General features: G+C 69.8%; 27 protein-coding genes and 1 tRNA gene. 7 read left to right on the top strand and 21 right to left on the bottom strand.

Annotation, left to right across the window (positions count from 1 at the left end):
- Nucleotides 1-7 precede the first annotated feature (7 nt).
- From BMZ47_RS06710 to BMZ47_RS06725, 4 genes are all read right to left on the bottom strand, one after another.
- Nucleotides 8-361 carry a cupin domain-containing protein gene (locus BMZ47_RS06710; protein ID WP_091859984.1) on the bottom strand — a complete coding sequence of 118 codons (354 nt, stop codon included), beginning with the start codon at nucleotides 359-361 and terminating at the stop codon, nucleotides 8-10.
- Between the two features lie 80 nt (nucleotides 362-441).
- Complete coding sequence (locus BMZ47_RS06715) at nucleotides 442-891, bottom strand: helix-turn-helix domain-containing protein (protein ID WP_091859985.1); 450 nt, start codon at nucleotides 889-891, stop codon at nucleotides 442-444.
- A 382-nt stretch (nucleotides 892-1,273) separates the two neighbouring features.
- Nucleotides 1,274-2,212 carry an alpha/beta fold hydrolase gene (locus tag BMZ47_RS06720; protein ID WP_244536747.1) on the bottom strand — a complete coding sequence of 313 codons (939 nt, stop codon included), beginning with the start codon at nucleotides 2,210-2,212 and terminating at the stop codon, nucleotides 1,274-1,276.
- On the bottom strand, nucleotides 2,209-2,748 hold the full coding sequence (locus BMZ47_RS06725; RefSeq protein ID WP_091859987.1) for a phasin family protein: 540 nt from the start codon (nucleotides 2,746-2,748) through the stop codon (nucleotides 2,209-2,211). Before BMZ47_RS06725 ends, BMZ47_RS06720 begins: the two co-directional genes overlap by 4 nt.
- Before the next feature lie 252 nt (nucleotides 2,749-3,000).
- Between BMZ47_RS06725 and BMZ47_RS06730 the strand changes: the two genes are divergently transcribed.
- Nucleotides 3,001-4,653 carry an AMP-binding protein gene (locus BMZ47_RS06730; protein WP_091859988.1) on the top strand — a complete coding sequence of 551 codons (1,653 nt, stop codon included), beginning with the start codon at nucleotides 3,001-3,003 and terminating at the stop codon, nucleotides 4,651-4,653.
- 4 nt (nucleotides 4,654-4,657) lie between these two features.
- Here the strand turns inward: BMZ47_RS06730 and BMZ47_RS06735 are convergent, their stop codons facing one another.
- The 12 genes from BMZ47_RS06735 to BMZ47_RS06790 all read right to left on the bottom strand — a co-directional run bounded on the left by BMZ47_RS06735 (nucleotide 4,658) and on the right by BMZ47_RS06790 (nucleotide 16,675).
- The gene (locus BMZ47_RS06735; protein WP_091859990.1) at nucleotides 4,658-4,990 is read right to left on the bottom strand and encodes a DUF6285 domain-containing protein; all 333 of its coding nucleotides are present in this window, start codon (nucleotides 4,988-4,990) and stop codon (nucleotides 4,658-4,660) included.
- A gap of 2 nt (nucleotides 4,991-4,992) precedes the next feature.
- On the bottom strand, nucleotides 4,993-6,003 hold the full coding sequence (locus BMZ47_RS06740) for a phosphotransferase family protein (protein ID WP_091859992.1): 1,011 nt from the start codon (nucleotides 6,001-6,003) through the stop codon (nucleotides 4,993-4,995).
- A 3-nt stretch (nucleotides 6,004-6,006) separates the two neighbouring features.
- The gene (locus tag BMZ47_RS06745; protein ID WP_091859995.1) at nucleotides 6,007-6,774 is read right to left on the bottom strand and encodes an SDR family NAD(P)-dependent oxidoreductase; all 768 of its coding nucleotides are present in this window, start codon (nucleotides 6,772-6,774) and stop codon (nucleotides 6,007-6,009) included.
- Between the two features lies 1 nt (nucleotide 6,775).
- Nucleotides 6,776-7,954, bottom strand: coding sequence for an acetyl-CoA C-acyltransferase family protein (locus BMZ47_RS06750; RefSeq protein WP_091859997.1), 1,179 nt, complete (start codon nucleotides 7,952-7,954; stop codon nucleotides 6,776-6,778).
- 275 nt (nucleotides 7,955-8,229) lie between these two features.
- Nucleotides 8,230-9,435, bottom strand: a complete 1,206-nt coding sequence (locus tag BMZ47_RS06755) for an acyl-CoA dehydrogenase family protein (protein ID WP_091859999.1) — start codon at nucleotides 9,433-9,435, stop codon at nucleotides 8,230-8,232.
- A 36-nt stretch (nucleotides 9,436-9,471) separates the two neighbouring features.
- The gene (gene mutL / locus BMZ47_RS06760) at nucleotides 9,472-11,424 is read right to left on the bottom strand and encodes a DNA mismatch repair endonuclease MutL (protein WP_091860002.1); all 1,953 of its coding nucleotides are present in this window, start codon (nucleotides 11,422-11,424) and stop codon (nucleotides 9,472-9,474) included.
- A gap of 78 nt (nucleotides 11,425-11,502) precedes the next feature.
- Nucleotides 11,503-11,856: a hypothetical protein gene (locus BMZ47_RS06765; protein ID WP_091860543.1), complete on the bottom strand. Its 354-nt coding sequence runs from the start codon at nucleotides 11,854-11,856 to the stop codon at nucleotides 11,503-11,505.
- Nucleotides 11,857-11,946: 90 nt separating this feature from the next.
- Nucleotides 11,947-12,933: a branched-chain amino acid ABC transporter permease gene (locus BMZ47_RS06770; RefSeq protein WP_007558849.1), complete on the bottom strand. Its 987-nt coding sequence runs from the start codon at nucleotides 12,931-12,933 to the stop codon at nucleotides 11,947-11,949.
- Between the two features lie 23 nt (nucleotides 12,934-12,956).
- On the bottom strand, nucleotides 12,957-13,844 hold the full coding sequence (locus tag BMZ47_RS06775) for a branched-chain amino acid ABC transporter permease (RefSeq protein WP_007558850.1): 888 nt from the start codon (nucleotides 13,842-13,844) through the stop codon (nucleotides 12,957-12,959).
- A gap of 28 nt (nucleotides 13,845-13,872) precedes the next feature.
- Nucleotides 13,873-15,090: an ABC transporter substrate-binding protein gene (locus BMZ47_RS06780; RefSeq protein ID WP_091860005.1), complete on the bottom strand. Its 1,218-nt coding sequence runs from the start codon at nucleotides 15,088-15,090 to the stop codon at nucleotides 13,873-13,875.
- Nucleotides 15,091-15,180: 90 nt separating this feature from the next.
- On the bottom strand, nucleotides 15,181-15,924 hold the full coding sequence (locus BMZ47_RS06785) for an ABC transporter ATP-binding protein (RefSeq protein WP_091860008.1): 744 nt from the start codon (nucleotides 15,922-15,924) through the stop codon (nucleotides 15,181-15,183).
- Complete coding sequence (locus BMZ47_RS06790) at nucleotides 15,917-16,675, bottom strand: ABC transporter ATP-binding protein (RefSeq protein ID WP_007558854.1); 759 nt, start codon at nucleotides 16,673-16,675, stop codon at nucleotides 15,917-15,919. Before BMZ47_RS06790 ends, BMZ47_RS06785 begins: the two co-directional genes overlap by 8 nt.
- 262 nt (nucleotides 16,676-16,937) lie before the next feature.
- Here BMZ47_RS06790 and BMZ47_RS06795 point away from each other — a divergent pair, with 262 nt between their 5' ends.
- From BMZ47_RS06795 to BMZ47_RS06810, 4 genes are all read left to right on the top strand, one after another.
- Nucleotides 16,938-17,816, top strand: coding sequence for a 2-dehydro-3-deoxygalactonokinase (locus tag BMZ47_RS06795; RefSeq protein ID WP_091860011.1), 879 nt, complete (start codon nucleotides 16,938-16,940; stop codon nucleotides 17,814-17,816).
- Nucleotides 17,813-18,448 carry a 2-dehydro-3-deoxy-6-phosphogalactonate aldolase gene (locus BMZ47_RS06800; RefSeq protein ID WP_091860013.1) on the top strand — a complete coding sequence of 212 codons (636 nt, stop codon included), beginning with the start codon at nucleotides 17,813-17,815 and terminating at the stop codon, nucleotides 18,446-18,448. Before BMZ47_RS06795 ends, BMZ47_RS06800 begins: the two co-directional genes overlap by 4 nt.
- The gene (locus BMZ47_RS06805; protein WP_091860015.1) at nucleotides 18,445-20,079 is read left to right on the top strand and encodes a DUF5597 domain-containing protein; all 1,635 of its coding nucleotides are present in this window, start codon (nucleotides 18,445-18,447) and stop codon (nucleotides 20,077-20,079) included. Before BMZ47_RS06800 ends, BMZ47_RS06805 begins: the two co-directional genes overlap by 4 nt.
- 70 nt (nucleotides 20,080-20,149) lie before the next feature.
- Complete coding sequence (locus tag BMZ47_RS06810; protein ID WP_091860018.1) at nucleotides 20,150-21,310, top strand: alanine racemase; 1,161 nt, start codon at nucleotides 20,150-20,152, stop codon at nucleotides 21,308-21,310.
- Between the two features lie 9 nt (nucleotides 21,311-21,319).
- On the opposite strand, the gene BMZ47_RS06815 is transcribed toward BMZ47_RS06810, so the two are convergent.
- From BMZ47_RS06815 to BMZ47_RS06830, 5 genes are all read right to left on the bottom strand, one after another.
- Complete coding sequence (locus BMZ47_RS06815) at nucleotides 21,320-21,562, bottom strand: hypothetical protein (protein WP_007558865.1); 243 nt, start codon at nucleotides 21,560-21,562, stop codon at nucleotides 21,320-21,322.
- 182 nt (nucleotides 21,563-21,744) lie between these two features.
- Entirely contained in the window at nucleotides 21,745-21,915 is a 171-nt protein-coding gene (locus tag BMZ47_RS28435) for a hypothetical protein (RefSeq protein WP_163005920.1), read from the bottom strand.
- A 182-nt stretch (nucleotides 21,916-22,097) separates the two neighbouring features.
- Nucleotides 22,098-23,018 (bottom strand): histone deacetylase family protein, encoded by a 921-nt coding sequence (locus BMZ47_RS06820; protein WP_208601019.1) that lies wholly within the window; start codon nucleotides 23,016-23,018, stop codon nucleotides 22,098-22,100.
- Nucleotides 23,015-23,956, bottom strand: a complete 942-nt coding sequence (locus BMZ47_RS06825; protein ID WP_139220951.1) for an NAD(P)/FAD-dependent oxidoreductase — start codon at nucleotides 23,954-23,956, stop codon at nucleotides 23,015-23,017. The genes BMZ47_RS06820 and BMZ47_RS06825 overlap by 4 nt, the downstream gene beginning before the upstream one ends.
- 208 nt (nucleotides 23,957-24,164) lie before the next feature.
- Nucleotides 24,165-24,249: transfer RNA gene (locus BMZ47_RS06830), tRNA-Leu, on the bottom strand.
- 137 nt (nucleotides 24,250-24,386) lie between these two features.
- Between BMZ47_RS06830 and BMZ47_RS06835 the strand changes: the two genes are divergently transcribed.
- Together BMZ47_RS06835 and BMZ47_RS06840 are read left to right on the top strand one after the other, a co-directional pair.
- Entirely contained in the window at nucleotides 24,387-24,968 is a 582-nt protein-coding gene (locus BMZ47_RS06835) for a YqaA family protein (RefSeq protein ID WP_007558873.1), read from the top strand.
- 2 nt (nucleotides 24,969-24,970) lie between these two features.
- Nucleotides 24,971-25,459: a disulfide bond formation protein B gene (locus BMZ47_RS06840; RefSeq protein ID WP_091860024.1), complete on the top strand. Its 489-nt coding sequence runs from the start codon at nucleotides 24,971-24,973 to the stop codon at nucleotides 25,457-25,459.
- Nucleotides 25,460-25,469: the final 10 nt, after the last annotated feature.

Here is a 25,469-nt window from a genome sequence, read left to right on the forward strand (position 1 = left end):
CAGCGCGTCAGGGTTGAGGCTCCGCCTCGACCTCAGGGCCGAAATGGATCGCCAGCCAGATCGTCGGCGAATCGGTGTGCTCGACCCGGTGCCGACGATGGGGCTCGATCAGCACGCTATCGCCCGCCGACAGCGTGCGCGGCACGGACTCATCGGCGAAGCGCAACTCGGCAGACCCTGCCAGCACCGCCACCCATTCGGCATGGGGCTGATCGTAATGGAAACCCGGGGGGCTCGCCTGCCCGGTCGAGACGATGCGCTCGACCCGCAAGCCGGGTGCCGCGTGCAGGATGGTGACGACCTCCTCGGAGGCTCCAAGATCGAGATCGGCGTAGAGGTTCGTCAGGTGCAGAGCCGCCATCGCCGTCGCCTCTCGAATCAGGATCGCGAGACGACGTGTGGCGGGGAGTGGTGCCGGTCAACCGGCGGCGGCCGCCGAGTTCAGGCTGACGGCGCGGCGCCGTTGGTCGAAGCCTTCTGCGCCGCGCCGTCCGCGGTGGCGGTGGCATGGCCGATCCGGGCCGCGGACTTCACCAGCGCGATGACATCGCGGCGCATCTGGTCGTCGCCGATCTGATTGTAGGCCCGCAGCAGTTCCACGGCCCCGGCGACCCGGAGCAGGGCCGGGCCGTTCTCGCTCGACGCTTCCGGCTCGGGCTCGAAGAAACTCGACACCGGAACGCCGAGGCGCTCGGCGATCGCCTGGAGGCGCCCGGCCCCGACGCGGTTCTTGCCGGTCTCGTATTTCTGAACCTGCTGGAAGCTGACGCCCAATGCACTGGCCAGGGCGGACTGGCTCAGCCCGTTGGCCGCCCGGAGGAACGCGATCCGGCTGCCGACCCCGTGATCGATGGCCGTGGTCTGCTTCGGCTTGGGGGTGGGGTTGGACATGATGAAAAGTCCGAACTTCTTCAGGTTGCGGCAATCGTGGTCGTCAGACCTTGGCCGCCGTTCACAACCCAAAGGTGCAACATCACGCGGCTAAGGTCCAAACGTGACGCATGTTAGTGCCATAGTGCAGCCGAGTGCGCAACGAATGGTCACGCTTGTGCCACCATGCAGAGCGAACATAGCCACCTCGGTTTCGCAATCGTGCCAAGGCGATCGACACACAGATCGGCGACCGACCAATTTTGAGGAAAACGACTAGGCCGGTCGGGACTTTCCGGGAGTGATCGACTGCGCGCGATTGCCTGCGGCCCAAGTGATTCGCTTTTGTCTAAACTGGCGCACGCCCCATCGACCGGACTTCGATCTGTGCCAGGCCCTCCGCTCAGGCGGCGGGACCGAGCCAATCGGTGACGATGCGAAGTTGATCCGCGTCGAGCAGAGCCGGTGCGTGCCCGCAATCCGGGATCTCGACGCGCTCGGTGGGCGGCCCGCGGCGGGTCATCTCGTCCGCCGTGGAGGCGAGGAGCAGTTCCGAATGCTCGCCCCGCAGCAGCAGGACCGGGCAGGTGATCGCGTCCCATTCGCGCCACATGCTGACGCTGTAGACCCGCCCTGGCCGGAAGGCGTCGCCGATGCCGGGATCGTAATGGGGCCGCCAGCCGCCGTTGGGCTCCGGGAAGAAGCTGTGCCTGGCGATGTGGCGCCACTGTTCGTCCGTGAGCGGGCCGAAATCCGACAGCACGGTCCGCAGGCGCGATTCGCCAGACGCTAGGTTGTGGTGGAGGCGTGGCGCGTCGCGCAGCCGCGTGCCGATATGGCGGATCGGCGCCCAGGGCAGGAACGGCCCGATATCGTTGATGACCATCCGGCGGATCGGGGTGTTGGCCGCGGCCGCCAGCACCATGCCGGTGAGGCCGCCGAGCGACGTGCCGACCCAGTCGATCTTCCCGCTGATCCGCAGATGCCCGATCAGCGCGGCCATGTCGGCGGCGTATTGCGGCAGGCCGTAGAGTTCCGGATCCTTGAGCCAGCCGCTCAAGCCTCGCCCGGGCAGGTCCGGGCACACGACCCGGTAGCCCATCTTCGCCAGCTTGTAGCCGAGCGGGTCGAAATCCCGGCCCTGCCGGCTGAGACCGTGGACGCAGACGACCACGTGCGGGCTGTCCGGGTCGCCCCATTCGACATAGGCGATGCGGTGGAAGTCGTGGGGCGCGTAGGCCGCGAAATGGCCGGTCCGGAACGGCACGTCGGCGCGGCTGAGGTCGTCGAGCCGCGGCATGGATTCGGGTGCCGCCACGCGCTCGGCAGCCAGCGCGGTCACGGGGTTTCCGTGCGCGACGCGGCCTCGCGGGCGAGGCGGCTGGTGGTCTGGTGCAGGTCGACCATCTGGTCGGTCAGGCGACGCGACTGCTCCTGCATGAACGTGACGTGCAGCGCCGCCATCTCGCGGGCATCGGCCGCCTTGGCCAGCCGCTCGGCGAAGTCGAGGGAGGCGCGGACATTGCTGTCCGAGGCGACCAGCATGCGGTGCCCGATCTCCCGCATGGCGGCCATCGTGTGCCCGGCATTGTCCTCGAAGGCGTTGTAGAGCCGCGCGCCGGCGGCGTCCCATTGCTCGCGCATCCTCCGGGCGCCCGCGACGTTGCTGTCGGAGAGCTGGTGCGCCGTCTCCCGGCTCGAGCCCATGACCGAGCGCCAACCTTCGAAGCTCTGCGCCATCGAGGTCTCGAAGGCGTTGAGCGCCATCTCGCCGGCCTCCGCGAAGTGCTCGTAGGCCTCGCGGACCCGGGCGAGGCTGCCTTCGGCGAGATCGCGCCCGGCCTGCGGCGAGACCATCGGCAGGTTGTCGTCCTTCACAAGCCTCTCCCGCGTTTCGACCGTGCCGCCGCCGCGACGGGCAGCACCCCGGCATCCGCCAGGGCGGCGGCCTCGTCAACCGCCGCGGCCTGACAGAACAACCGATCGGCCCGACAGGTTTCCGCATCCGTGCAAGGGGATGATGACAGGCCCCGCCTGTAACCAACGCGGCGATTGACAGTCCGGCGGGGCGCGACGTCATCTCTTGGTCACGCGCACGCCACGCCAGACGCCCGATCAGAAGGCCGAGAGATGACGGAGACAGATCCGCCCCGCGCGGGCGCCCAGGAATCCGCCCGTCATCCGTTCGAGACCGGCCTCGACCGGACCCCCGCGAATGACGTCCCGCTAACCCCCGCCAGCCTGCTCGCCCGGGCGGCCGCCTCGGTCGGGGCCCGAATTGCGGTCATCGACGGAGCGCGGCGCCTGACCTACGCCGACCTGTATCGCCGCTGCCGCCGCCTCGCCTCGGGGCTGGCTACGCGGGGGATCGGGCGGCTCGACACGGTGGCGATCCTCGCGCCGAACGTGGCGGAGATGATCGAGGCGCATTTCGCCGTGCCGATGCTCGGCGCCGTGCTGAACCCGCTGAACACCCGCCTCGATCCGGCGACGATCGCGTTCTCCCTGGACCATGGCGGCGCCCGGGTGCTGATCGTCGAGGCCGAGTACGGGGCTCTCGCCGCCCGGGCGCTCGCCGACCGAGCCGGGCCGATCCTGGTGGTGGAGATCGGCGCCAGCGGCATCGCCGGCGCAATTCCCTACGAGACCGTGCTCGCCGAGGGCGACCCGGACTATGCCTGGCCCGGCCCGGCGGACGAGTGGCAGTCGCTCTGCCTGCTCTACACCTCGGGCACCACCGGCGACCCGAAGGGTGCGGTCTACAGCCATCGCGGCGCCTATCTCCAGGCGCTCGGCAACGCCGTCACCTTCGGGCTCACGGGCGAGAGCGTGTATCTCTGGACCCTGCCGATGTTTCATTGCAGCGGCTGGTCCTATCCCTGGGCGAGCGTCGCCGCCTGTGCGACGCAGATCTGCCTGCGCAAGGTCGAGCCGGCGGCAATTTTTTCGCTGATCGCCGAGCATGGGGTGACGCATCTCTGCGGCGCGCCGATCGTGCTTTCGATCATCGCCCACGCCCCAGCCTCGGATCGCGTGCCGTTTCCGCAACGGGTGCGCTGCGCGGTCGGTGGCGCGGCTCCGTCCTCGACGATCATCCGCACGATGGAGGAGCTCGGCTTCCAGGTGACGCATCTCTACGGCGCCACCGAGAGCTACGGCCCGGCGACCGTCTGCCTGGAACAGCCCGACTGGGCCGACCTTCCGGACGACGACCGCTACGCCCGGATGGCCCGCCAGGGCGTCCCCCTCGCCACCCTCGAAGCCGCCATCGTGGTCGACCCAGACACCGACCGTCCGGTGCCGCAGGACGGGCTGACCGTCGGGGAAATCTGCCTGCGCGGCAACACGGTCATGAAGGGCTATCTCGGCAACCCCGACGCCACCGCGAAGGCGCTCGCCGGCGGCTGGTACCGCACCGGCGACCTCGCCGTCTGGCACCCCGACGGCGCCGTCGAGATCAAGGACCGGGCCAAGGACATCATCATCTCGGGCGGGGAGAACATCTCCAGCCTGGAGGTCGAGGAGGTGCTGATGCGCCACCCCGCGGTGATGCTGGCGGCCGTGGTGGCGCGCCCTGACGCGACCTGGGGCGAGAGCCCCTGCGCGTTCCTCGAGATGAAGCCCGGCGCGGCGTCCCCCAGCGATCAGGAGCTGATCGCGTTCTGCCGGGAGCGGATGGCGCGGTTCAAGGTGCCCAGGACGGTGGTGTTCGGTCCCCTGCCGAAGACCTCGACCGGCAAGATCCAGAAATTCGTCCTGCGCGAGCAGGCCCGGGCGCTTTGAGACGTCAGGCGCCCGCTCTCGACGGCTTCCAGATGTCGGCGGCGGCGTCCGCGGCGGCGCTGAGGGCGGCGTGCAGCTCCGGGTCGGCATCGCGCGCGCCGGCCCGGATCGCCCGGACCAGATCGTCCAGCGCGTCATCGCTTGCGCTGCCCAGGACCCGCGCGCCGGCGTCCTTCAGCCGATCCGCCTGAGCGAGCTCGCGGGCGGCGATGCCGATCGCGTTGGCGACCATCAGGGCGACGTAGCGCGGCCGGCCGGCGAGGCCCGGGACGACCTCCTCGGTGAGCGCCCGGCGGGCCGCGTCGAGGAGCGCGGCGCCGGAGGGTTCGTCCTGCATGCTCAGCTCCAGCTTTCCGGGGCGGTCGCCCGCAGGATCGTGCGTTCCAGCTCCGGCACCATCCGGCCGGTGAGGGCCAGCTCCAGGGAGAATTCCCGGCCCGACACGTGGCGGGCGCCCTGTTCCAGGGCGATCACCGCCCAGCGCAGATGCGCCAGCACCTCCCAATAGGCGACGCTCTCGGGGTCGATCGCGCGCCCGCTCTCCTGCGTGTAGCCCCGGTAGAACGCCGCCCGGGAGCCGATGCCGCCGGCCTCGAGATCCGGCCGCCCGAAGCGCCAGCAGGCGGCGCAGAACCAGCCGAGATCCTGCGCGGGATCGCCCCAGCCGGCAAACTCCCAATCGAGGATCGCGGTGAGCCCGGATCCGTCGACCATGTAGTTGCCGGTGCGGAAATCCCGATGCACCAGGGACGGCGACGGACAATCCGGCGCCCGGACCTCGCCCCAGCGCAGTCCCCACTCGATCGCCGGGCGCTTGGCGCCGATCCCGTCGAGGCTGGCGCGCAGGCGCGCAATCTCGGCGCGCGCCGGCTGCGCCTCGGGCGCCCCCAGGAAGGCGAGCGCAGCGGGCGGCTCCCGCGGGTCGAGGGCACCGTGGATCCGGGCGAGTTCCCGGCCGAGCGTCTCGGCCAGAACCTCCCGGTCGCCGCCGAGGGAGAGATCCTTGACGATGCGCGGCCCGAGACCCACACCCTCGACCAGGCCCATCAGCGCGAAGGGCGCGCCGACCACGGCGGGATCGTCGCAGAACCCGACCGGTTCCGGCACGCGCACGCCGGCCCGCCAGACCGCCTCCAGGATGCGGAACTCCTCCGCCCGCGAACGGCTCGACGCGATGGTCGCGGCGGCGTCCATCCGGAGCACGAAGGCCCGTTCCGTATCGCCGATCCGGCACTGAACCAGCCGGTTCTCTTGAATCGAGCCGCCCCCCAGCGGCCGAATTTCCTCGATGGCGAGATCCGGACAGCCGAGATGCTCGGCGATCCAGTCACGCAGCCGCGCCTGTTCCATCGGCTAAAGACCCGACACGAGGTGGCCGCCGTCGACCGCGACGACGCTGCCGGTCATGTACGACCCGGCATCCGACGCCAGTAGCAGGAGCGGCCCGTCGAGCTCGGACGCCTCGCCCAGACGGCGCTGCGGCACGCGCTTGATCAGGGCCTTGCCGGGCTCCGATTCGAAGAAGGCATCGTTCAACTCGGTGGCGATGTAGCCGGGCGCGAGCGCATTCACCCGGATCCCGTGGCGCGCCCATTCGAGCGCCAGGCTCTTGGTGAGCTGCACGACGCCGGCCTTCGACGCGGCGTAGGGCGCCAAGCCGCCGGTGACCCGCAGGCCCAGGATCGACGCGATGTTGACGATGCTGCCGCCGGCCCCGTGCCGGACCATGCGCCGCCCGGTCGCCTGCGCCACCAGCCAGACACCCTTCAGATTCGTGTCGAGCACGAAATCCCATGCGGCCTCGTCGAGGTCGAGGGCCGGTTTCGTTGCGGTGACGCCGGCATTGTTGATGAGCACCGACACGGGCCCGAACCGCGCCTCGGCGGCGTCGAGGGCCTGCTCGACGCTCGCGGCCTCGGTCACGTCCAGGACGATGGCGTGCGCCTCGCCGCCCTCCCCTTCGACCCGGGCGACGGTCTCGGCCAGCGCGTCGGCGCGGCGGGCGCCGAGCGACAGCCGGGCACCGGCTTTGGCTAGCGTGACGGCGAAGTGGCGGCCGAGGCCGCTCGACGCGCCGGTGACCAGAACGTGCCGGCTGGTGAGATCGAACAGGCCCGCCATCTCAGTGCAGCCGCTCGATCGCCATGGCGATGCCTTGGCCGCCGCCGATGCACATCGTCACGAGCCCGTAGCGGCCGTTCACCCGGGCCAGCTCGTAGAGCGCCTTCACGGTGACGATAGCTCCCGTAGCACCCAGCGGATGGCCGAGCGCGATGGCACCGCCATTCACGTTGACCTTGTCGGGGTCGAGGTCGAGGGCGCGGGAGACCGCGCAGGCCTGGGCCGCGAAGGCCTCGTTCGATTCGATCACGTCGAAATCGGCGGCGCGCAGGCCGGTGCGTTCCAGCAGGCGTTGCACCGCCGGCACCGGACCCATGCCCATCTCGGAGGGATCGACGCCGGCATGGGCGTAGCCGACGATCCGCGCGAGCGGCCTCGACCCATCCCGCTCGGCCGCGGCCGCGCTCGCGAGCACCACGATCGCGGCGCCGTCGTTGAGGCCGGACGCGTTGCCGGCGGTGACGCTGCCGGTCTTGGAGAAGGCCGGGCGGAGCTTGGCGAGATCCTCGGCGCTAGTGGCCTTCGGGTGCTCGTCGGTGTCGAACGCCACGGTCTCGCGCTTGCGCTGGACCTCGACCGGCAGAATCTGATCGCGGAACCGGCCCACGCGGATCGCGCGCGCGGCCCTGGCCTGGCTCTCGGCGGCGAAATCGTCCTGCATGGTGCGGGAGATACCGTAGCGCTCGGCGACGTTCTCGGCGGTGACGCCCATATGGCCGTGGCCGAACGGATCGTTGAGCACGCCGACCATGTAGTCGACCAGGGCGGCGTCACCCATGCGCTGTCCGAAGCGGCCGGTCTTCAGCAGGTGCGGCGAGCGGCTCATGCTTTCCGCACCGCCGGCGACCGCAACCTCCGCATCGCCCAGCATGATCGCCTGGGCGGCCGAAACGATCGCCTGCAGGCCGCTGCCGCACAGGCGGTTGACCGTCAGCGCCGGCACTTCCTTCGGCACCCCGCCCTCAATGGCCGCGACCCGGGCGATATAGGCGTCCCGCGGCTCCGTCGGGATGACGTTGCCCAGAACCACATGGCCGACCGCCTCGGGCGCGGTCCTGGCGCGCTTGAGCGCCTCCGCCACGCATCGGGCCGCCAGCTCGGCCGGCGGGATCGCGGCGAGCGAGCCCCCGAAGGTGCCGATCGCGGTGCGCACCGCACCGGTGATCACGACATCGATCATCTTTTTCGGACCTTTCCTCACCTTGGACGGTCACCGATCCATGCTTTCGCAGAGCCGGCTTTCGTTCTTCATTACGGGCGGCGTACAGAATCGATGATCCCACCCACGCCCTCATCCTGAGGTGCCCGGCGATCGAAGATCGCTGAGCCTCGAAGGAGACTTCCAGCCAGCCGCCCGATTCCGGGAGGCCTCCTTCGAGGCGTCCGCTGCGTGGACGCACCTCAGGATGAGGGGGTTGGGTTGGATGTTCGCTTTTTAAGGCGGAACAACACCCATCACCCCTCGACCCCCCAAGTCCAAAACGAATCGCCCTCGGCCTCGAGATTGCGGTTGAGCACCATCTTGTGGACCTCGTCGGCCCCGTCCACCAGCCGCGCCTGGCGGGCGTAGCGGTAGATCCATTCCAGCGGCGTGTCGGTAGAGTAGCCGCGGGCGCCGTTGATCTGAATGGCGATGTCGGCCGCCGCGTGCACCAGGTTGGCGACGTGAACCTTCGCCATCGAGACCTCCTTGCGGGCAAAGCTCCCCTGGTCGAGCGCCCAGGCCGCCTTCATCACCAGCAGCCGGCCGATCTCGATCCGCATGGCCAAGTCGCCCAGCATGAGCTGGATGCTTTCCCGGTCGGCGAGGCGGATCCCGAAGCCGTGCCGCTCGGCCGCGTAGGCCCGGGCGATCTCGACGCAGCGCTTCGACAGGCCGAGCCAGCGCATGCAATGGGTCAGCCGGGCCGGGCCGAGGCGGATCTGGGTCAGCTTCAGGCCGTCGCCCTCGTTCATCAGGACGTTCTCGGCGGGGATCTCCAGCCCGTCGAACAGCAATTCGCAATGGCCGCCATGCTCCTCCGGACCCATGATCGGGATCCGGCGCAGGATTTCCCAGCCGGGCTGGTCCTTTTGGAACAGGAAGGCGGTCAGGCCCTTGCGGACATCGTCGGAGGTGCGCGCCATCAGGATGAAGTGGGCGGCCTCCTCGGCCCCGGTGATGTACCATTTGCGGCCGGTGACCACGTAGGTGTCGCCCCGCCGCTCGGCCCGGGTCTGGATCATGCCGGGATCCGAGCCGCCGCCGGGATGCGGCTCGGTCATGGCGAAGGCCGAGCGGACCTCGCCGCGCACGATCGGCGCCAGCCACCGCTCCTTCTGGGCCGGGGTGGCGACCTTCTCCAGCACCATCATGTTGCCGTCGTCGGGGGCGGCGGAGTTGAACACCACCGGCCCGAAGATCGAGCGGTTCATCGCCTCGTAGCAGACCGCCATGCCGACCTTGTCGAGACCGGCCCCTCCGGTCTCGGGCTTGAGCTGCAGGCACCACAGCCCCTCCGCCTTGGCCAGCGCGCGCAGCCGGGCCAGCTCGGCCAGGCCGATATTCCCGTGCGCGTCGTAGGCCGACCGGTCCGCCTCCACCGGCAGGATCTGCGCATCCACGAAGGCCGCGATCCGCGCGCGGTAATCCTCGACGCGGCTAGAGATGGTGAAATCCATGGTCGCGGGCTCCGATGGGTGCCTGGGCGCAGAAAATTACCGGCGGCCGAACAGCCGCTCGATGTCGGAGAGCTTCAACTCGATCGAGGTCGGACGGCCGTGGTTGCACTGGCCGGAATTGGGCGTCGCCTCCATCTCGCGGAGCAGCGCGTTCATCTCCTCCGGACGCAGGCGCCGCCCGGCGCGGACCGAGCCGTGGCAGCTCATGCGCGAGAGCACCGCGTCGAGGCGCCGTCCGAGGGGGCCGCCCTCGGTGGCGGGGGCGCCGCCCTCCTCGTCGCCGCTCGCCTCCAGCGCGTCGAGGATGTCGGTGACGAGATCGCGGATCGAGGCGCCGATCAGGGCGGCCGGCACCTCGCGCACCAGCACGGCGCCGGTCCCGAACGCCTCGATCGACAGCCCGAGCCGGTCGAGATCCGGGGCGGCGGCGACCAGACGCTCGGCGGCGTCGGGGCTCATCTCGACCACGTCCGGGATCAGCAGGCCTTGGCGGGCTATGCCGCCGCGCGCCCGCTCCGCCTTCATGCGCTCGTAGACGAGGCGCTCATGGGCGGCGTGCTGGTCGACGATGACGAGGCCGTCCCGGGTCTGGGCCAGGATATAGGTCTCGTGGATCTGCGCGCGCGCCGCGCCGAGCGGATGGTCGACAGCCTCCGCCGCCTCGGGCGCCAGGCGGACATCCGCCTGGGGCGGCGCCGCGAGATCCGCCGGCCCTTCGAACGGGGCCTGCGCCGCCTCGCCGAAGCCCTCCGGCTCCCCGAAGACCGGGGCGGCCTCGGCCGGCTCGGGCGCCGGGCGCCAGCTCTCGGTCCGGCGGTAGCCCGACGGCGCCGCCACGGAGGGGGTGCCGGCCGGGAAGAAGCTCGGCCGCGCGGAGCGGAACAGGCTCGGCGCGGCCGCGCCGGTATGGGTGGCCAGCGCCGGGCCGGCGGGGCGCAGGGCGTCGAGGGTCCGGCTGGCCCCCGTGGTGGCCGAGCGGGCGCCGCCCCGGCGCAGGGCGTCGTGGATCGCGCTGACCACCAGCGCCCGCACCAGGCCGGGCTCGCGGAAGCGCACCTCGGTCTTGGCCGGGTGGACGTTGACGTCGACGAGGTCGGGATCGCACGCGATGGCGAGCCCGAGCACCGGATGGCGGTCGGAGGCGAGGGTGTCGGCATAGGCGCCGCGCACCGCGCCGAGCAGCAGCCGGTCGCGCACCGGCCGGCCGTTGACCACGAGGTGGATGTAGCCGGCGGCGCCGCGGTGATAGGTCGGCAGGCCAACATGGCCGGTCACGGAGAAACCCTCCCGGGCGAGGGAGACTGGGAGCGCGTTGGCGGCGAAATCGGGGCCGAGCACCGCGGTCAGCCGGCGCAGCTCGCCCTCAGGGCCGGTCTCCGCCGGCAGCAACAGCGGCTGGCCCGCATCGGCCCGCAGGGTGAAGCGGATCCCGGGCTGGGCCACCGCGAGCCGCCGCAGGGTCTCGGCGATAGCCGAATTCTCGGCCCGGTCGGATTTGAGGAATTTCAGCCGGGCCGGCGTCGCCGCGAACAGCTCGGTCACCTCGATCCGGGTGCCGCGCTGGGCCGGGGCCGGCCGGACCGCGCCCTTCAGCCCGGCCTCGACGGTCAGGCTCGCCCCGGCCTCGGCCCCCTCGGGGCGAGTGGTGATGGCGAGCCGCGACACGGCGCCGATCGAGGGCAAAGCCTCGCCGCGGAATCCGAGCGTTTCGATGGCCGAGAGGTCGCCGCCCGGGAGCTTCGAGGTGGCGTGGCGCTCGACGCACAGCGCCAGATCCTCCGGGCTCATACCGCGGCCGTCGTCGACGACCCGGATCAACCGGCGGCCGCCATTCTCCACCACCACGTCGATCGTGCGGGCCCCGGCATCGATCGCGTTCTCGACCAGCTCCTTCACGGCCGAGGCCGGGCGCTCCACCACTTCGCCCGCGGCGATGCGGTCGACGAGGATCGGGTCCAGGCGGCGGATGACGGGTTGAGGGGCGGACATTGGGGCGCACGATAGCCGGCGGACGGCGGCGCTCCTAGCGTACCGGATGACAGGGACCGTGTCGCGAAGCCGCGGCGCTCAGGCCCGGCGGCTCGAACCGCCCAGCGAGATGCGGCTGCCGGCGGGCCGGGCGCCGTGGCTCGGCGCCTTGTAGGGCCGGCGGGACGCGTCGTAGAGGGCGGTGCCGACGAGGCCGGCGGTGCGGCGCAGCGTGGCGCCGTCGCAGGTCGCCGCGACGCGCACGCCGATTTCGTGGGTGTGGCTGCGGCCGTATAACCAGACCGCAAGACGCGCCCGTGTCGCCTCCGGGATGCCGTCCAGGATGTATGTCGCCGCGTCGGCGTCGGCCTTGATCAATTGGCCGACGGTCTCGACCGGGATCGGGCAATCCGCCGCGGGATCGTCGATGCTCAGCGGCTGGGTCTTCGTCATCTTCAAACCTGTCAGCCTGGGAACTGCAGGTTGAGCCGCCGTGGTTAACGATCCGTCAACGCGCCGGCGCCGGCTGCCTGCGGCCGCCCGTCACAGCGGCTTGCGGATGATCCGGGCGATCAGCCCGACGATGCCTTCCCGGAACAGCAGCACGCAGAGCACGAAGACGCAGCCCTGGATGATCGTCACCCACGCGCCGAACTGCGCCAGGTACGTCTCCATGGTGACGATCACCAGCGCGCCGACGATCGGCCCGAACACCGTGCCCATGCCGCCGACCAGCGTCATCAGCACCACCTCGCCCGACATCGACCAGTGGACGTCGGTGAGCGAGGCGAGCTGGAACACGATCGCCTTGGTCGAGCCGGCGAGCCCGGCCAGGGTCGCCGAGAGGACGAAGACCGCGAGCTTGTACTGGTTGGCCCGGTATCCGAGCGAGATCGCCCGGGGCTCGTTGTCCCGAATCGCCTTCAGCACCTGCCCGAACGGCGAGTGGATGATCCGGTAGATCAGCAGCATCCCGGCCATGAAGACCACGCAGACGACGGCGTACATCGCCCGGTCGTCCGCCAGGCTGAACACCCCGAACAGGTTGCCGCGCGGCACCGCCTGGATGCCGTCCTCGCCGCCCGTGAATTTGGCCTGCAGCGAGAAGAAGAACGCCATCTGGGCGAGCGCCAGGGTGATCATCGAGAAGTAGATGCCCTGGCGCCGGATCGCCAGGGAGCCGAAGACGAGCCCGAGCAAGGCCGCCGTCGCGGTGCCCGACAGGATCGCCAGTTCCGGGGTGAAGCCGAGGCTCTTGGCCGTGTAGGCGCAGAGATAGCTCGCCATGCCGAAATAGGCGGCGTGGCCGAACGAGAGCAGGCCGCCGTAGCCGAGCAGCAGGTTGAAGGCGAGCGCGAACAGCGCGAAGCACAGCACCTTCATCAGGTAGACGGGATAGAGCACCAGCGGCGCCGCGATCAGCAGCACCGCGATGCCGACGAAGATCATCCGGTGCAGCGCCTTGTCGTCGCGGCGCGTCGGCAGCGCGGCGGCGATCGGTGCAGCGTCGATGGCGGCGGTGTCGGCCATGGGGATCGAGCCTCAGATCTCTATCAGGCCGTGCGCCCGAACAGGCCGGCGGGTTTGACGAGCAGCACCAGCACCATGATCACGAAGATCACGGTCGCCGACGCCTCCGGGTAGAACACCTTGGTCAGGCCCTCGACCAGGCCGAGCGCGAAGCCGGTGATCACCGAGCCGATGATCGAGCCCATGCCGCCGATCACCACCACGGCGAAGACCACGATAATGATGTCGGCACCCATGTTGGGGTTCACCGAGTAGATCGGCGCCGCGAGCACGCCCGCGAAGCCCGCGAGCGCCACGCCGAACCCGTAGGTCAGGGTCAGGAACAGCGGCACGTTGACCCCGAAGGCCTGGACCAGCGTCGGATTCTCGGTGGCGGCCCGCAGATAGGCGCCGAGCTTGGTCTTCTCGATGACCAGCCAGGTGGCGATGCAGACGGTGAGCGAGGCCACCACCACCCAGGCCCGGTAGTTCGGCAGGAACATGAACGGCAGGCGCTGCCCGCCCGACAGCTCGGCCGGGATCGCGTAGGGCAGGCCCGAGACGCCGTACTGGTTGCGGAACAGGCCCTGGATGATCAGCGCCAGGCCGAAGGTCAGGAGCAGGCCGTAGAGGTGGTCGAGCTTGTAGAGCCGGGCGATCAGCACCCGCTCCAGCAGGATGCCGAAGGCGCCCACCACCAGCGGCGCGAGGCCCAGCGCCCACCAGTAGCCGAGCCCGACATAGGTCAGCAGCATCCAGGCCACGAACGCGCCCATCATGTAGAGCGCGCCGTGGGCGAAGTTGATGATGTTCAGGAGCCCGAAGATGATCGCGAGCCCGAGCGACAGGATCGCGTAGAACGAGCCGTTGATCAGGCCGAGCAGCAGCTGCCCGAACAGGGCCTGGGTCGGCACGCCGAAGATCATGGTCATGGCCGTCCTCCGTGCCGGACCCGCACCGTCAGCCCTTCACCAGCGGGCAATTGCCCTCGTTGAGCGGCCGGAAGACCTGATCGCCCGGGATCGTCTCGAGCTTGTTGTACAGGTCCCACTCGCCCTTCGACTCGGACGGCTTCTTGACCTCGAACAGGTACATATCGTGGATCTTGCGCCCGTCCGCGCGGATCGTGCCCTTGCCGAACAGGGGATCGTCGGTCGGCATCGCCTTCATCTTGGCCACGACGGCGGCGCCGTCGGTGGCCGTTTTCAGCTCGGCCATCGCCTTGAGGTAGTGGAGCACGTCCGAGTAGACGCCCGCGTGGTTGGCGGTGGGCTTCGAATTGCCCTTCATCTGCTTGGCGAAGCGGTCCGAGAAGGCCCGGGTCTGGTCGTTCAGGTCCCAGTAGAACGGCTCGGTCAGGACGAGGCCCTGCGCGACCTTGGTGCCGAGCGAGTGGACATCCGAGGAGAACACCAGGAGGCCGGCAAGCGCCTGGCCGCCCTCGGTGATGCCGAACTCGCCGGCCTGCTTGATCGCGTTGATCGTGTCGGTGCCGGCGTTGGCGAGCCCGATCACCTTGGCGCCGGAGCCCTGGGCCTGGAGCAGGAACGACGAGAAGTCCGAGGTCGGGAACGGCGTCTTGACCGAGCCGATGACCTTGCCGCCGTTCTTGGTGATCACGGCGCTGGTGTCGCGCTGCAGGGTCTGGCCGAACACGTAGTCGGCGGTGAGGAAGAACCAGGTGTTGCCGCCGCGCTTGACCATGGCGCCGCCGGTACCGTTGGCGAGCGCCACCGTGTCGTAGACCCAGTGGATCGTGTTCGGCGTGCATTGCGGGCCGGTGAGGTCGGCGGTGCCGGCGCCGGTATCGATGAAGACCTTGTTCTTCTCCTTGGTCACCTGGCTGATCGCCAGGGCGACCGACGAGGTGACGCCGTCGGTGATCATGTCGACGTTGTCGCGATCGTACCATTGCCGGGCGATGGCCGCGCCGACATCGGGCTTGTTCTGGTGGTCGGCCGAGACGATCTCGACCTTCAGCCCGTGCTCGGCCGGCTTGAAATCCTCGACGGCCAGCCGGGCGGCGACCACCGACCCCTCGCCGCTGATGTCGGAATAGGCCCCCGAGCGATCGCCCAGGATGCCGATCTTCACATTCGTCTGCGCGCTCGCGCCGCCCATCATCAGGGCACCGGCGAGGGCGGCGAGGGAGACGGACCCGATGAGACGTCCGAACATGGTCTTCCTATCCTCCAGCGGCGCAGCGGATCCCGCCTGCCGAGCGTTCGACGCCGTTCTCCGGCGCTTATTGGGTATTGGTCGTCCGCCTCAGACGCCGAGATAGGCGTGAAGCTTGTCGATATTGGCGTCAAGATCGGCATTGGGGATCATGTCGACCACCCTGCCCTGCTCGATGACGAAGTGCCGGTCGGCCAACGTCTGGGCGAAGCGGAAATTCTGCTCGACCAGAACGATGGTGTAGCCCTGAGACTTCAATTGCTGGATCGTCCGGCCGATCTGCTGGACGATCACCGGCGCGAGACCTTCGGTGGGCTCGTCCAGCAGGATCAGCTTCGCGCCGGTCCGCAGGATGCGGCCGATGGCGAGCATCTGCTGCTCGCCGCCCGAGAGCTTGGTGCCCTGGCTGCCCGCACGCTCCTTCAGGTTCGGGAACAGGGTGTGGATCTCGGCCACCGACATCCCGCCCGGTTTCACCCGAGGCGGCAGCATCAGGTTCTCGTGGACCGTCAGGCTCGCGAAGATGCCGCGCTCCTCCGGGACGTAGCCGAGGCCGAGGCGGGCGATGTTGCGCGAGGCCATCCGGATGGTCTCGACGCCGTCATAGACGATTGAGCCGGCCCGCCGGCCGAGGATGCCGATGATCGCCCGCAGCGTCGTGGTCTTGCCGGCGCCGTTGCGGCCGAGCAGCGTGATCACTTCGCCGGCCCGGACATCGATGTCGATGCCGTGGAGCACGTGGCTCTCGCCGTACCAGCCCTCCAGCCCGCGCACGGTCAGGAGGGCATCCGTCGCCGCGGCCGGCAGGGGCGTCTTCACGGCGGCCTCACGCATGTCCCGCCCCGATATACGCTTCGACCACGCGCGGATCCTTCGAGACGGTGGCGTAATCGCCCTCGGCCAGGACCTGGCCGCGGGCCAGGACGGTGATGCGGTCCGACAGCGACGCGACCACCGAGAGATTGTGCTCGACCATCAGGATGGTCCGGTCCTTCGAGACCCGGCGGATCAGCTGGGCCGTCCGCTCCACGTCCTCGTGGCCCATCCCGGCCATCGGCTCGTCGAGCAGCAGCATCTCGGGATCGAGGGCCAGGGTCGTGGCGATCTCCAGCGCGCGCTTGCGGCCGTAGGACAGCTCGACGGCCAGCGAATCCGCGAACTCGGACAGGCCCACCGCCTCGACCAGGGCCAGCGCCTCGCCGTCGAGCGCCCGCAGCACCCGCTCGGGCCGCCAGAAATCGAAGGAATCGCCCCGCCGCCGTCGCTGCAGCGCGATCCGCACGTTCTCGGTTACCGTCAGGTGCGGGAACACCGCCGAGATCTGGAAGGAGCGCACGAGCCCGAGCCGCGCCACGTCGGCGGCCCGCATCCCGGTGATGTCCTTGTCCTTGTACCGGATGGTGCCGGCGGTGGGGATGAGGAACTTCGTCAGCAGGTTGAAACAGGTGGTCTTGCCGGCGCCGTTCGGGCCGATCAACGCGTGGATCGTCCCGCGCTCGACTTCCAGCTTGACGCCGTTGACGGCCCGGAATCCCTTGAATTCCATCGTCAAGCCATCGGTCGCCAGGATCACGTCCCGTGCCAAGCGCGTCCCTCCCGCGTATGATTTATTGCCTGCCATATCGCCGATCCGGCCCTGAACAGTCCATCGCAAACGCTCGGCGCGGCGGGACAATCCCCGGCTCATGATATGCTGATGCTTGCCGCGCCTGATCTGGTAGCCGGCATCGGGGATTGCGGAGCCGGCGTGGCCAAGGTTTCCCCTCCGGTTCGGCGGGTCGGTCCGTGCTTGACCAGCCTCGCGAGCGCCATATAACTCAGACAAATTCGGGAGAGGGAGGAGGCGCATGGTCGGCCAAGTGGCCTACATCGCCGTGGACTGGGGAACCACCAATCGGCGTGCCTATGCGATGACCGCGGGAGGCGCCGTGGTGGACAGCCTCCAGGACGACCGCGGCGTCCTCGCGCTGACACAGGACGACTATCCCGACGCCATCGCGGCGCTGCGCGACCGCTTCGGCGTGCACTCCGTCGTCGCGGCGGGGATGGTCGGCTCGACCCGGGGCTGGCGCGAGGCCCCCTATATCGATGCGCCCGCCACCCTCCAGGATCTTGCCGCCGCCTGCCTCGAAGTCGCGCCCGATGTGCGGATCATCCCCGGAATCGCCCTGCGGAGCGGCCCCCGCCCGGACGTGATGCGCGGCGAGGAGGTCCAGGTGCTCGGCGCGATCAGCACCGGTGCCGCGCCGTCCACGGCCCTGTTCTGCCAGCCGGGCACGCACAACAAGTGGATCGAGACGGTCGACGGCGCAATCACGGATTTCACCACCGTCATGACCGGGGAACTCTTCGCCCTGGTCCGGTCGCACGGCATCCTGGCCGGCATGCTGGACGGCCCGGTCGCGGATTCCGACGCCTTCCGGGACGGGCTTCGGCGCGGTCGCGAATCGCGCAACCTCGCCGCCGCCCTGTTCGAGCTCCGGGCCGGCGTGCTGCTCGCCCGGCTGGCGCCCTGGGATGCGGCGGCCTATGCGAGCGGCATCATGATCGGCGCGGATGTCGGGACGCGCAGCGATCTCGGCCGGCGCCCGGTCTACCTGCTCGCCGGCGGGGCCTTGGCCACGCTCTACGGTGTAGCGATCACCGAAGCCGGCGGCCGCGCCGTCGCGGTGCCGGACGGATCCACGACCGCCGGCATCCACGCCATCTGGAGCTCCCGGTCATGACGATCCTCAACCGCTTCGAGGCCGCCTTCGCGGCCTGCCCGCTGGTGGCGATCCTGCGCGGGCTCACGCCGGACGAGGCGCCGGCCGTCGGCGATGCGCTGGTCGAGGCCGGCTTCACCCTGATCGAGGTGCCGCTGAACTCGCCGGAGCCGCTCAAGAGCATCGCGTCGCTCGCCGAGCGTTTCGCCGGTCGCGCGCTGGTCGGTGCCGGCACGGTGCTGACGCCGGCGCAGGTTGCGGAGGTCGCGGCGGCGGGCGGCACCCTCATCGTCTCGCCGAACACGGACGCCGCGGTGATCCGCGCGACCGTCGCCGCCGGGCTCGTCTCGCTGCCGGGCTACCAGACCCCGAGCGAAGCCTTCGCGGCGCTCGCGGCCGGCGCGACCGCCCTGAAGCTCTTCCCGGCGGACATTGCCACCCCGGCGGCGCTCAAGGCGCACCGGGCCGTGTTCCCGTCCAGCGCCCGCGTGCTCGCCGTGGGCGGGGTCACGCCCGACAGCGTCTCGGTCTGGCGGCAGGCGGGCGCAGCGGGCTTCGGGCTGGGCTCGAATCTTTACCGCCCCGGAAAGCCGGCAGTCGATGTCGGTCGGGACGCGGCAGCCTTCATCGCAGCGATCGGGGGATCTGCATGAACGCGCACGGCCTGTTCGCATCGGGGTCGGCCGCTTGGCCGGGGACGCGGAGGCGAAGTCTCTTCGGCCTGCTCCTGGCGGCCGCTGCGGTCGTGGCCTCCCCCGGCCTGCAGGCTCAGACCAGTCGCCTCGTCCCAAACGATGCGGGCAAGCCGGCCCTGGAAGTGGACGGCAAGCCGTTCCTGACCCTCGGGATCCAGCTCAACAATTCCAGCGGCTTTCCGGCGGACCTGAAGGCGCTGGGCCCGGCGATCGCGCGGCTTCATGCCAACGTGGTCATGGTTCCGGTGAGCTGGCAGGTGATCGAGCCCGAAGAGGGCAAGTTCGACTGGTCGGTGGTGGACGGGTTGCTGGCGGAGGCGCGGGCGCAGAAGCTCCGGCTCACCCTGCTCTGGTTCGGCACCTGGAAGAATGCCACCATGAGCTACACCCCGGCCTGGGTGAAGCGCGATGTCCGGCGATTCCCCAGGGTCATCTCTGCAACCGGCGCGCCCATCGAAGTGCTGACCCCGATCGCCACCGCCAGCCGCGACGCCGACGCGCGGGCCTTCTCCGCCCTGATGGGACATCTGGCCGAGGTCGACGGCGCCCAGCGCACGGTGATCATGGTGCAGGTGGAGAACGAGGCCGGCACGCTGGGCGCCGACCGCGACCATTCCCCCGCGGCGGAAGCCCTGTTCCGCGGCCCCGTGCCGGCCGACATGCCGGGCGCCAAGCCTGGTACTTGGACTGAGCGTTACGGCGTCGACGCGCCGGAGGCCTTCATGGCCTATCACACCGCCAAATATATCGGCGCCGTCGCGGAGGCCGGGAAGCGGGTCTATGCCCTTCCCCTCTACGCCAATGTCTGGCCGCGGGAGCAGCCGGGGCTTCTGCGGCCGGGGGAAAGCTCGCCCTCGGGCGGTGCGGTCTCCTGGCTGCTGCCGCAATGGCGCGCGCTGGCGCCCGCCATCGATGTCGTCGGGGTCGATAACTACGACACCAACATCGCCCCCTATATCGCGATCGCGCGCGCCTACGACATTCCGGGCAATCCGCTATTCGTGCCGGAGACCGGGGCGACGATGGCCCATGCCCGCCATGCGTTCTGGACGCTGGCCCAGCCGCACGCGCTGGGCATCGCCCGGTTCGGCCTCAGCGCGGAATCCGGGTTGAAGGACGGCCGGCCGGCGGAGGAGCCGATCGCCGTCGATTACCGCCTGCTGAGCGGTATCGCCCCCTTCCTGCTGCCGCTGCGTGACGCCGGCCAGCTCCGTGTGGCGATCGAGGAGGACGGCCTCGCCAACGTGCCGGGAACGTTCGACGAGGTCGATTTCGTGGCCCGCTTCGGCGAGGTGAAGGAGGTCTATGGCGGCAAGCGCGGCCAGGGGAACCCCGATCTCTCGGGCCGGGTGATCGTGGCCCGCGCGGCGCCCGACCGGTATCTCGTCACCGGCGCCTCAGCCAACCTGCTCTTCGCGCCCAAGCTCGGGCAGCCGGGCTCCGTCGAACTCGTCACGGTGGAAGAGGGTCATTTCGAAGACGGTCGCTGGGTGCGCGAGCGCCTGCTCAACGGTGACGAGACCGCCTTCGGCCTCGTCCTGCCGCCTGAGGGACGGTCCATGATGGTCACCCTGTTCGCGAACAGATGAGTCTGCGCCGTGACGGCGCACCGATCCCTCATTAGAACCGCGCCCGGGTGGAGAACGCGGGAGCGGGCGGATGACGGACGGGCGCATCGGGCAGGCGGATGGCTTCGAGGCGCTGGAGACGCCCTGCCTGCTCCTGGATTCGGACAGGCTGAAGGCCAACGTCGCCGGGATGCGGGCGAATCTCGACCGGCTGGGCGTGTCGCTGCGACCGCATCTGAAGACCGCCAAATCCCTCGACGTCGCCCGCATCGCCATGGCGAGCCCGTCCGGTCCGGCGACCGTCTCGACGCTGCGGGAAGCGGAGTACTTCGCCGAAGGCGGCGTCCGTGACCTGATCTATGCCGTGGGGATCGCGCCGCAGAAGCTCGATCGGGTGGGCGCGATCCGGCGGCGCTGGGATACCGATCTCGCGATCGTTCTGGATTCGGTCGAGCAGGCCGAGGCCGTGGCGAACTGGAGCCGTCGCGCCGGTGATACGCTGCCGGTCCTGATCGAGGTCGATGCCGACGGGCATCGCTCCGGCGTCGATCCCCGCGACGCCGATCGGCTTGTGGCGATCGGGCGGGTGCTCGCCGCGGGCGCAACGCTCCGGGGCGTGCTCTTGCATGCGGGCGACAGCTACGGGCTCAGCGACCCGGCGGCGCTGAAGGCGGCGGCCGAGGCCGAGCGTCAGGCCGCGTTGGCAGCCGCCGCGATCCTGCGCGAGGCGGGCCTGCCCTGCCCGGTGGTCAGCGTCGGCTCGACCCCGACGGCGCGCTACGCGGACAATCTCGACGGCATCACCGAAGTTCGCGCCGGCGTGTTCATGATCGGCGACCTGTTCCAGGCCGGGATCGGCTCCTGCACGATCGACGACATCGCGCTCAGCGTCCTGACGACGGTGATCGGTCACCAGCGGGATAAGGGCTGGATCATCACCGATGCGGGCTGGATGGCGCTCTCGCGCGACCGCGGCACGGCGCGCCAAGCGGTCGACCAGGGCTACGGCGTTGCGTGCGACGGGGCGGGCCAGCCCTATCCGGACCTGATCGTCCGGGACGCCAACCAGGAGCACGGGATCCTGGCCCTGCGGCCCGGCTCGACCGCAACGCTGCCGGATCTTCCGGTCGGTGCGCGTCTCCGGATCCTGCCCAACCATGCCTGCGCCACCGGCGCCCAGCACGATCGCTACCTTGTCATCACCGGTCAAACGCTGACGGGCGCCGTCTGGCCGCGCATCAACGGCTGGTGAGGCAACCCGTCAGCGCCGGTTCGAGACGGTGCGGACCGAGCGGTCGGACTGGTCCATCACCAGGCCGCAGCCTGGGCTGAGATTCGGACGCTGCTTGCGCAGGCAGGCCGCGATCGCCGTGGCATTCGGGATCTGCGATGCGCAGAGGCGCATGACGTCCGGCGTGCAGGCGGCACGGTCCGCCCGGGATTCGGCCAGCGCCGGCGCCGCGCCGGCGATAAGGGCGAGCAGAGCGAACGAAGCGGACTTCATCGAAACGGATCCTCTATCCAGAGCGTAGATGGCCCGAACGGCCAAGCCTCGAAGTGGGGCGTGAACGCCGGACCCCGCGGAAATATCCCCCGGCCGGCGGACCAATCTGTCGCATGAAAGGTGCCCGGCCGATGTGCGCGCGCGCTCCGATGGGACTGGCGACGGGGAGGCAGCCAGCGCGATCAAGGCCTCGCGCCGGGCGTGATGGCTCCGGTCGCTGCAGGCTCGCTGACAGAAGCGGCATGGGTCGGCGGCTTGCGCCGATCGAGCTTGTCCGCCGAGACGAGAGCGGCCGTGATCAGTGCCACCACCGCAATCGTCGCCTTCAACACCTCCCAGATTCGCGCAAGCATGACTGAATCCCAACGGCTTCACAGGATCGTCAGCACATCTGCCTGGGGCGAAGCTGTTCAGGCCGCTCGGCGCGCGCGATTTGATCGATCCGTGACTTCCGGATCCTCGCCGCCGACCCTTCCCAAAACCTTTCGCGGTGCCGCGTCCGAAACGATGTCCGGACACCTGATGCATCCGCGCCTCACCCGGGCGAGGACGCCGCTGCGGCCTCCGCCGCCAGCGCCTCGAAGACCAGGGCATGCCGAAGCGCGAGCGCCTCGACATCGTGGGTGTATCCGCCGCCGATCACGGCCACGAGCGGGATGAGCCGGGCGCGCGCCTGCGCCACCACGAACCGGTCGCGGGCAAGCAGACCGGCATCGCTCAGGCACAGCCGCCCGAGGCGGTCGTCGCGATGCGGATCGACCCCGGCATTGTAGAAGATCAGATCGGGGACCAGGGCGTCGAGGAGCGGCGGCAGGCGGGCGCGCAGCACCTCCAAGTAACCGGCATCGTCGAGCCGGTCCGGCAGGCCGATATCGAGATCTCCGGCGATCTTCTGGGCCGGGTAGTTGTTCTCGCAATGGATCGAGAGCGTGAACAGGTCCGGCCACAGCGCCAGGCAATCCGCCGTGCCGTCACCCTGATGGACATCGCAATCGACCACCAGAACCCGCCGCACCGCGCCCTCGGCCTGAAGGGTTCGCGCGGCGACAGCCACGTCGTTGAGCACGCAGAAGCCGGCGCCCTGCAGACGCCGTGCGTGATGGCTGCCGCCGGCCGCGCTGCCCGCCAGCCCCTCGGCCAGCGCCAACCGGGCCGCCAGGAGCGTCCCGCCCACCGAGGCGCGCGACCGTCGGACCAGGGACGCATCCACGGGCAGGCCGATCGCCCGCTCGATGTCCCGGGGCACTGCGACGCCGAGGACCGCGGCGACGTAGGCCGGATCGTGCGCGTTGACCAGGATCTCCGCGGTCGCCAGTTCCGGCGTGACGAAGCCCAGCGGCGCCAGCCCTTTGGCCACCAGCGTTTCGGCCAGCAGGCCGTATTTCCGCATCGGAAAGCGATGCCCGGCCGGCAGGCTCGATTCGTAGGCCGGATGGAAGGCGATAGGCGGGATCACGCGGGCCTGCCGAGATCGGACAGAATCGCGTTGGCGAGCGCCAAACCACTATCATGCGCCGCCTCGATCCGCGGCCCGAGACACCAATCGCCGGCCGCGCCGAGCCGCAAGTCGGGGTCGTACAGGCAGGGCTTCCCGAGGGCGGTCTCGACTTGGGCGAAGCGCCAACGGTGCGCCTGGGCGTAGCCGACACGGAGCGGCGATCCGAGACACGCATCCGCGGCCTTCGACAAGACCGATACGATCGCCTCTCTGGGCGCCTCAAGATGGGTGCGTGACCAATCCGGCTTGGCATGCACGGTCAGGCGGCCGCCGTCCGGCCGGCCGGGCTTCGAGGAATCCGAGGCGATGAGCCCGATCGGGCCGTCATTCGGCTCGATCAGCACGTCCGCAGGCGCCCGCTCGACCGCCACCATTAAAGACCAGCACGGTGCGTAAGTCGCCCGCTCGACCCCGGCCAGGGCAAACCCCGATGCCGCGAGCAGCGCAGCGATCTGAGGCGCCGGGAAGGTGATCGCGACCGCGGCGAACGGACCGTGTTCGCCGCCTACACCGTCCGCCAGCCGCCAGCACGCCCCATCGCGGATGATCCGCGTGATCGCCGTACCGGAGGCGACGGAGAGGTCGGACAAAAGGTCTCGGACCGGCGCGGTCATGTCGGGTATGCCGACCCGCCGTCCTGCCCTGGCCCAGGGGCCGACGATACCCCGCCGCTCCCAATCCGCGAGGCGCGCCACGAAGACGTCGCCGTGCGCCCGCATGAATTGCGCACCATGGTCGAACTGCAACCCATCCGCGCGCCGGGTCGCCATCCGGCCACCGACGCCACGCCCCTTGTCGAAAACGCGCACATCCAGGCCAGCCTCGGCGATGCGCGACGCCGCGGCTGCGCCGGCCATACCGGCTCCCAGGATCGCGACGCATCGGCGCTGATTCACGAGATCGCCTCATGTCGATAGCCGACCCCGTGGTCGCGCCTTCAGCCGAAATAGGGGACGATGGGCAGCGCAGCAGCGTGCGCAGGCCGCGACGCAAAATCTCCTGAGACGACGGGGATCCACCAGAACTGCAGCACGACGAACGATGCGGTGCTGTTGGGGCGTGATCGCGCTCAGTTTCTGGAATGAGCTCTGATCGCTGCAACGATGGTGCGGGTAGAGGGAATCGAACCCCCACGCCTTGCGGCTGGCGATTTTGAGTCGCCCGCGTCTACCAATTCCGCCATACCCGCGCGCGTCGCGCTCTTCGCATAGGTGTGGCGCCTGCGCCAAGGGTGCGCGCGCGGTTTTTTGCCGAGGCCGAGCAATCTGGTCATTCCGCGGCGCCTATGCTCAAAGGGCAGCCGTTCCCTGGCAATCTGGAAGTTGTATGCTCCGCCGGCTCTACGCGTGGATCCTCGCGCTCAGCGGCAGGCCCTCCGCGCCCTACGTGCTCGGGGCCGTGGCCTTCGCCGAGAGTTCGTTCTTCCCGGTTCCGCCGGACGCGATGCTGGTGCCGATGGCGGTGAGCCGTCCCGACCGGGTCTGGCTCTACGCGACGATCGCCACGGTCGCCTCGGTGCTCGGGGGCCTCGTCGGCTACGCGATCGGGGCGCTCCTGTTCGACTCGGTCGGCGAGTGGCTGATCCGCCTCTACGGTCTGCAGAACTCGGCCGCGACCTTCCAGGATTCCTACGCGCGCTACGGCCATTGGGTGATCCTGTTGAAAGGGCTCACGCCGATCCCCTACAAGCTCGTCACGATCACGTCGGGCTTTGCCCATTACAGCCTGTTCTGGTTCACGGTGCTGTCCGTCATCACCCGCGGGGCCAGGTTCTTCATCCTCGCCGGCCTGCTCGGCCGCTACGGTGTCCAGATCCGCGGCGTGCTCGACCGGCATCTCAACGCGGTCGCGGCGATCTCGGTGGCCGTGGTCGTCCTCGGCTTCCTGTTGTTCAAGGTGATCCTGTAGCCATGAACGTCGCGTCGGCCCTTCGCCTCAAGAGAGCGGGCCTCTGGCTCGCCCTCGCCTCCGCGCTGATCCTGGGCGCCGTCCTAGTGCTCCAGTACGGGTATGGATACGCGCCCTGTAAGCTCTGCCTGACCGAGCGCCTGCCCTATTACGCCGCGATCCCGCTCGGGCTTGCGGCGTTGTTCGCGCCGGAGCGGCTGGCCCGCCTGGCGCTCGGGCTTGCCGCGCTCGGGCTCCTCTACGGGGCCGGGATCGGGGTCTACCATGCCGGCGCGGAATGGGGCTTCTGGCCGGGGCCCAGCGATTGCGGCGGCGGCACGGGGGCCAATCCCGGTCAGGTCGGCGATTTCCTGAACCAGCTTCAGAGCACGAAGGTGGTCGATTGCTCGGTGGCGGCGATGCGGGTTCTGGGACTCTCGCTCGCCGGATGGAACGCCGTCGTTGCATTCATGCTCGCCTCGCTGGCCGGCACCGCCGCCGCGCGTCCCTGAGCGCAGCCCG

Origin of the sequence: Methylobacterium brachiatum (genome assembly GCF_900113845.1) — a bacterium.
Lineage (GTDB): Bacteria > Pseudomonadota > Alphaproteobacteria > Rhizobiales > Beijerinckiaceae > Methylobacterium > Methylobacterium brachiatum.

Bases quoted from the DNA above. Each gene is read 5' to 3' on its own strand.
- BMZ47_RS06735 (WP_091859990.1), bottom strand. From the start codon at position 4,990: ATGCAGGACGAACCCTCCGGCGCCGCGCTCCTCGACGCGGCCCGCCGG.
- BMZ47_RS06755 (WP_091859999.1), bottom strand. From the start codon at position 9,435: ATGGATTTCACCATCTCTAGCCGCGTCGAGGATTACCGCGCGCGGATC.
- BMZ47_RS06815 (WP_007558865.1), bottom strand. From the start codon at position 21,562: ATGAAGTCCGCTTCGTTCGCTCTGCTCGCCCTTATCGCCGGCGCGGCG.
- BMZ47_RS06795 (WP_091860011.1), top strand. From the start codon at position 16,938: ATGGTCGGCCAAGTGGCCTACATCGCCGTGGACTGGGGAACCACCAAT.
- BMZ47_RS06785 (WP_091860008.1), bottom strand. From the start codon at position 15,924: ATGCGTGAGGCCGCCGTGAAGACGCCCCTGCCGGCCGCGGCGACGGAT.
- BMZ47_RS06730 (WP_091859988.1), top strand. From the start codon at position 3,001: ATGACGGAGACAGATCCGCCCCGCGCGGGCGCCCAGGAATCCGCCCGT.
- BMZ47_RS06805 (WP_091860015.1), top strand. From the start codon at position 18,445: ATGAACGCGCACGGCCTGTTCGCATCGGGGTCGGCCGCTTGGCCGGGG.
- BMZ47_RS06710 (WP_091859984.1), bottom strand. From the start codon at position 361: ATGGCGGCTCTGCACCTGACGAACCTCTACGCCGATCTCGATCTTGGA.
- BMZ47_RS28435 (WP_163005920.1), bottom strand. From the start codon at position 21,915: ATGCTTGCGCGAATCTGGGAGGTGTTGAAGGCGACGATTGCGGTGGTG.
- BMZ47_RS06740 (WP_091859992.1), bottom strand. From the start codon at position 6,003: ATGGAACAGGCGCGGCTGCGTGACTGGATCGCCGAGCATCTCGGCTGT.
- BMZ47_RS06835 (WP_007558873.1), top strand. From the start codon at position 24,387: ATGCTCCGCCGGCTCTACGCGTGGATCCTCGCGCTCAGCGGCAGGCCC.
- BMZ47_RS06750 (WP_091859997.1), bottom strand. From the start codon at position 7,954: ATGATCGATGTCGTGATCACCGGTGCGGTGCGCACCGCGATCGGCACC.
- BMZ47_RS06765 (WP_091860543.1), bottom strand. From the start codon at position 11,856: ATGACGAAGACCCAGCCGCTGAGCATCGACGATCCCGCGGCGGATTGC.
- BMZ47_RS06810 (WP_091860018.1), top strand. From the start codon at position 20,150: ATGACGGACGGGCGCATCGGGCAGGCGGATGGCTTCGAGGCGCTGGAG.
- BMZ47_RS06715 (WP_091859985.1), bottom strand. From the start codon at position 891: ATGTCCAACCCCACCCCCAAGCCGAAGCAGACCACGGCCATCGATCAC.
- BMZ47_RS06840 (WP_091860024.1), top strand. From the start codon at position 24,971: ATGAACGTCGCGTCGGCCCTTCGCCTCAAGAGAGCGGGCCTCTGGCTC.
- mutL (WP_091860002.1), bottom strand. From the start codon at position 11,424: ATGTCCGCCCCTCAACCCGTCATCCGCCGCCTGGACCCGATCCTCGTC.
- BMZ47_RS06745 (WP_091859995.1), bottom strand. From the start codon at position 6,774: ATGGCGGGCCTGTTCGATCTCACCAGCCGGCACGTTCTGGTCACCGGC.
- BMZ47_RS06775 (WP_007558850.1), bottom strand. From the start codon at position 13,844: ATGACCATGATCTTCGGCGTGCCGACCCAGGCCCTGTTCGGGCAGCTG.
- BMZ47_RS06800 (WP_091860013.1), top strand. From the start codon at position 17,813: ATGACGATCCTCAACCGCTTCGAGGCCGCCTTCGCGGCCTGCCCGCTG.
- BMZ47_RS06780 (WP_091860005.1), bottom strand. From the start codon at position 15,090: ATGTTCGGACGTCTCATCGGGTCCGTCTCCCTCGCCGCCCTCGCCGGT.
- BMZ47_RS06770 (WP_007558849.1), bottom strand. From the start codon at position 12,933: ATGGCCGACACCGCCGCCATCGACGCTGCACCGATCGCCGCCGCGCTG.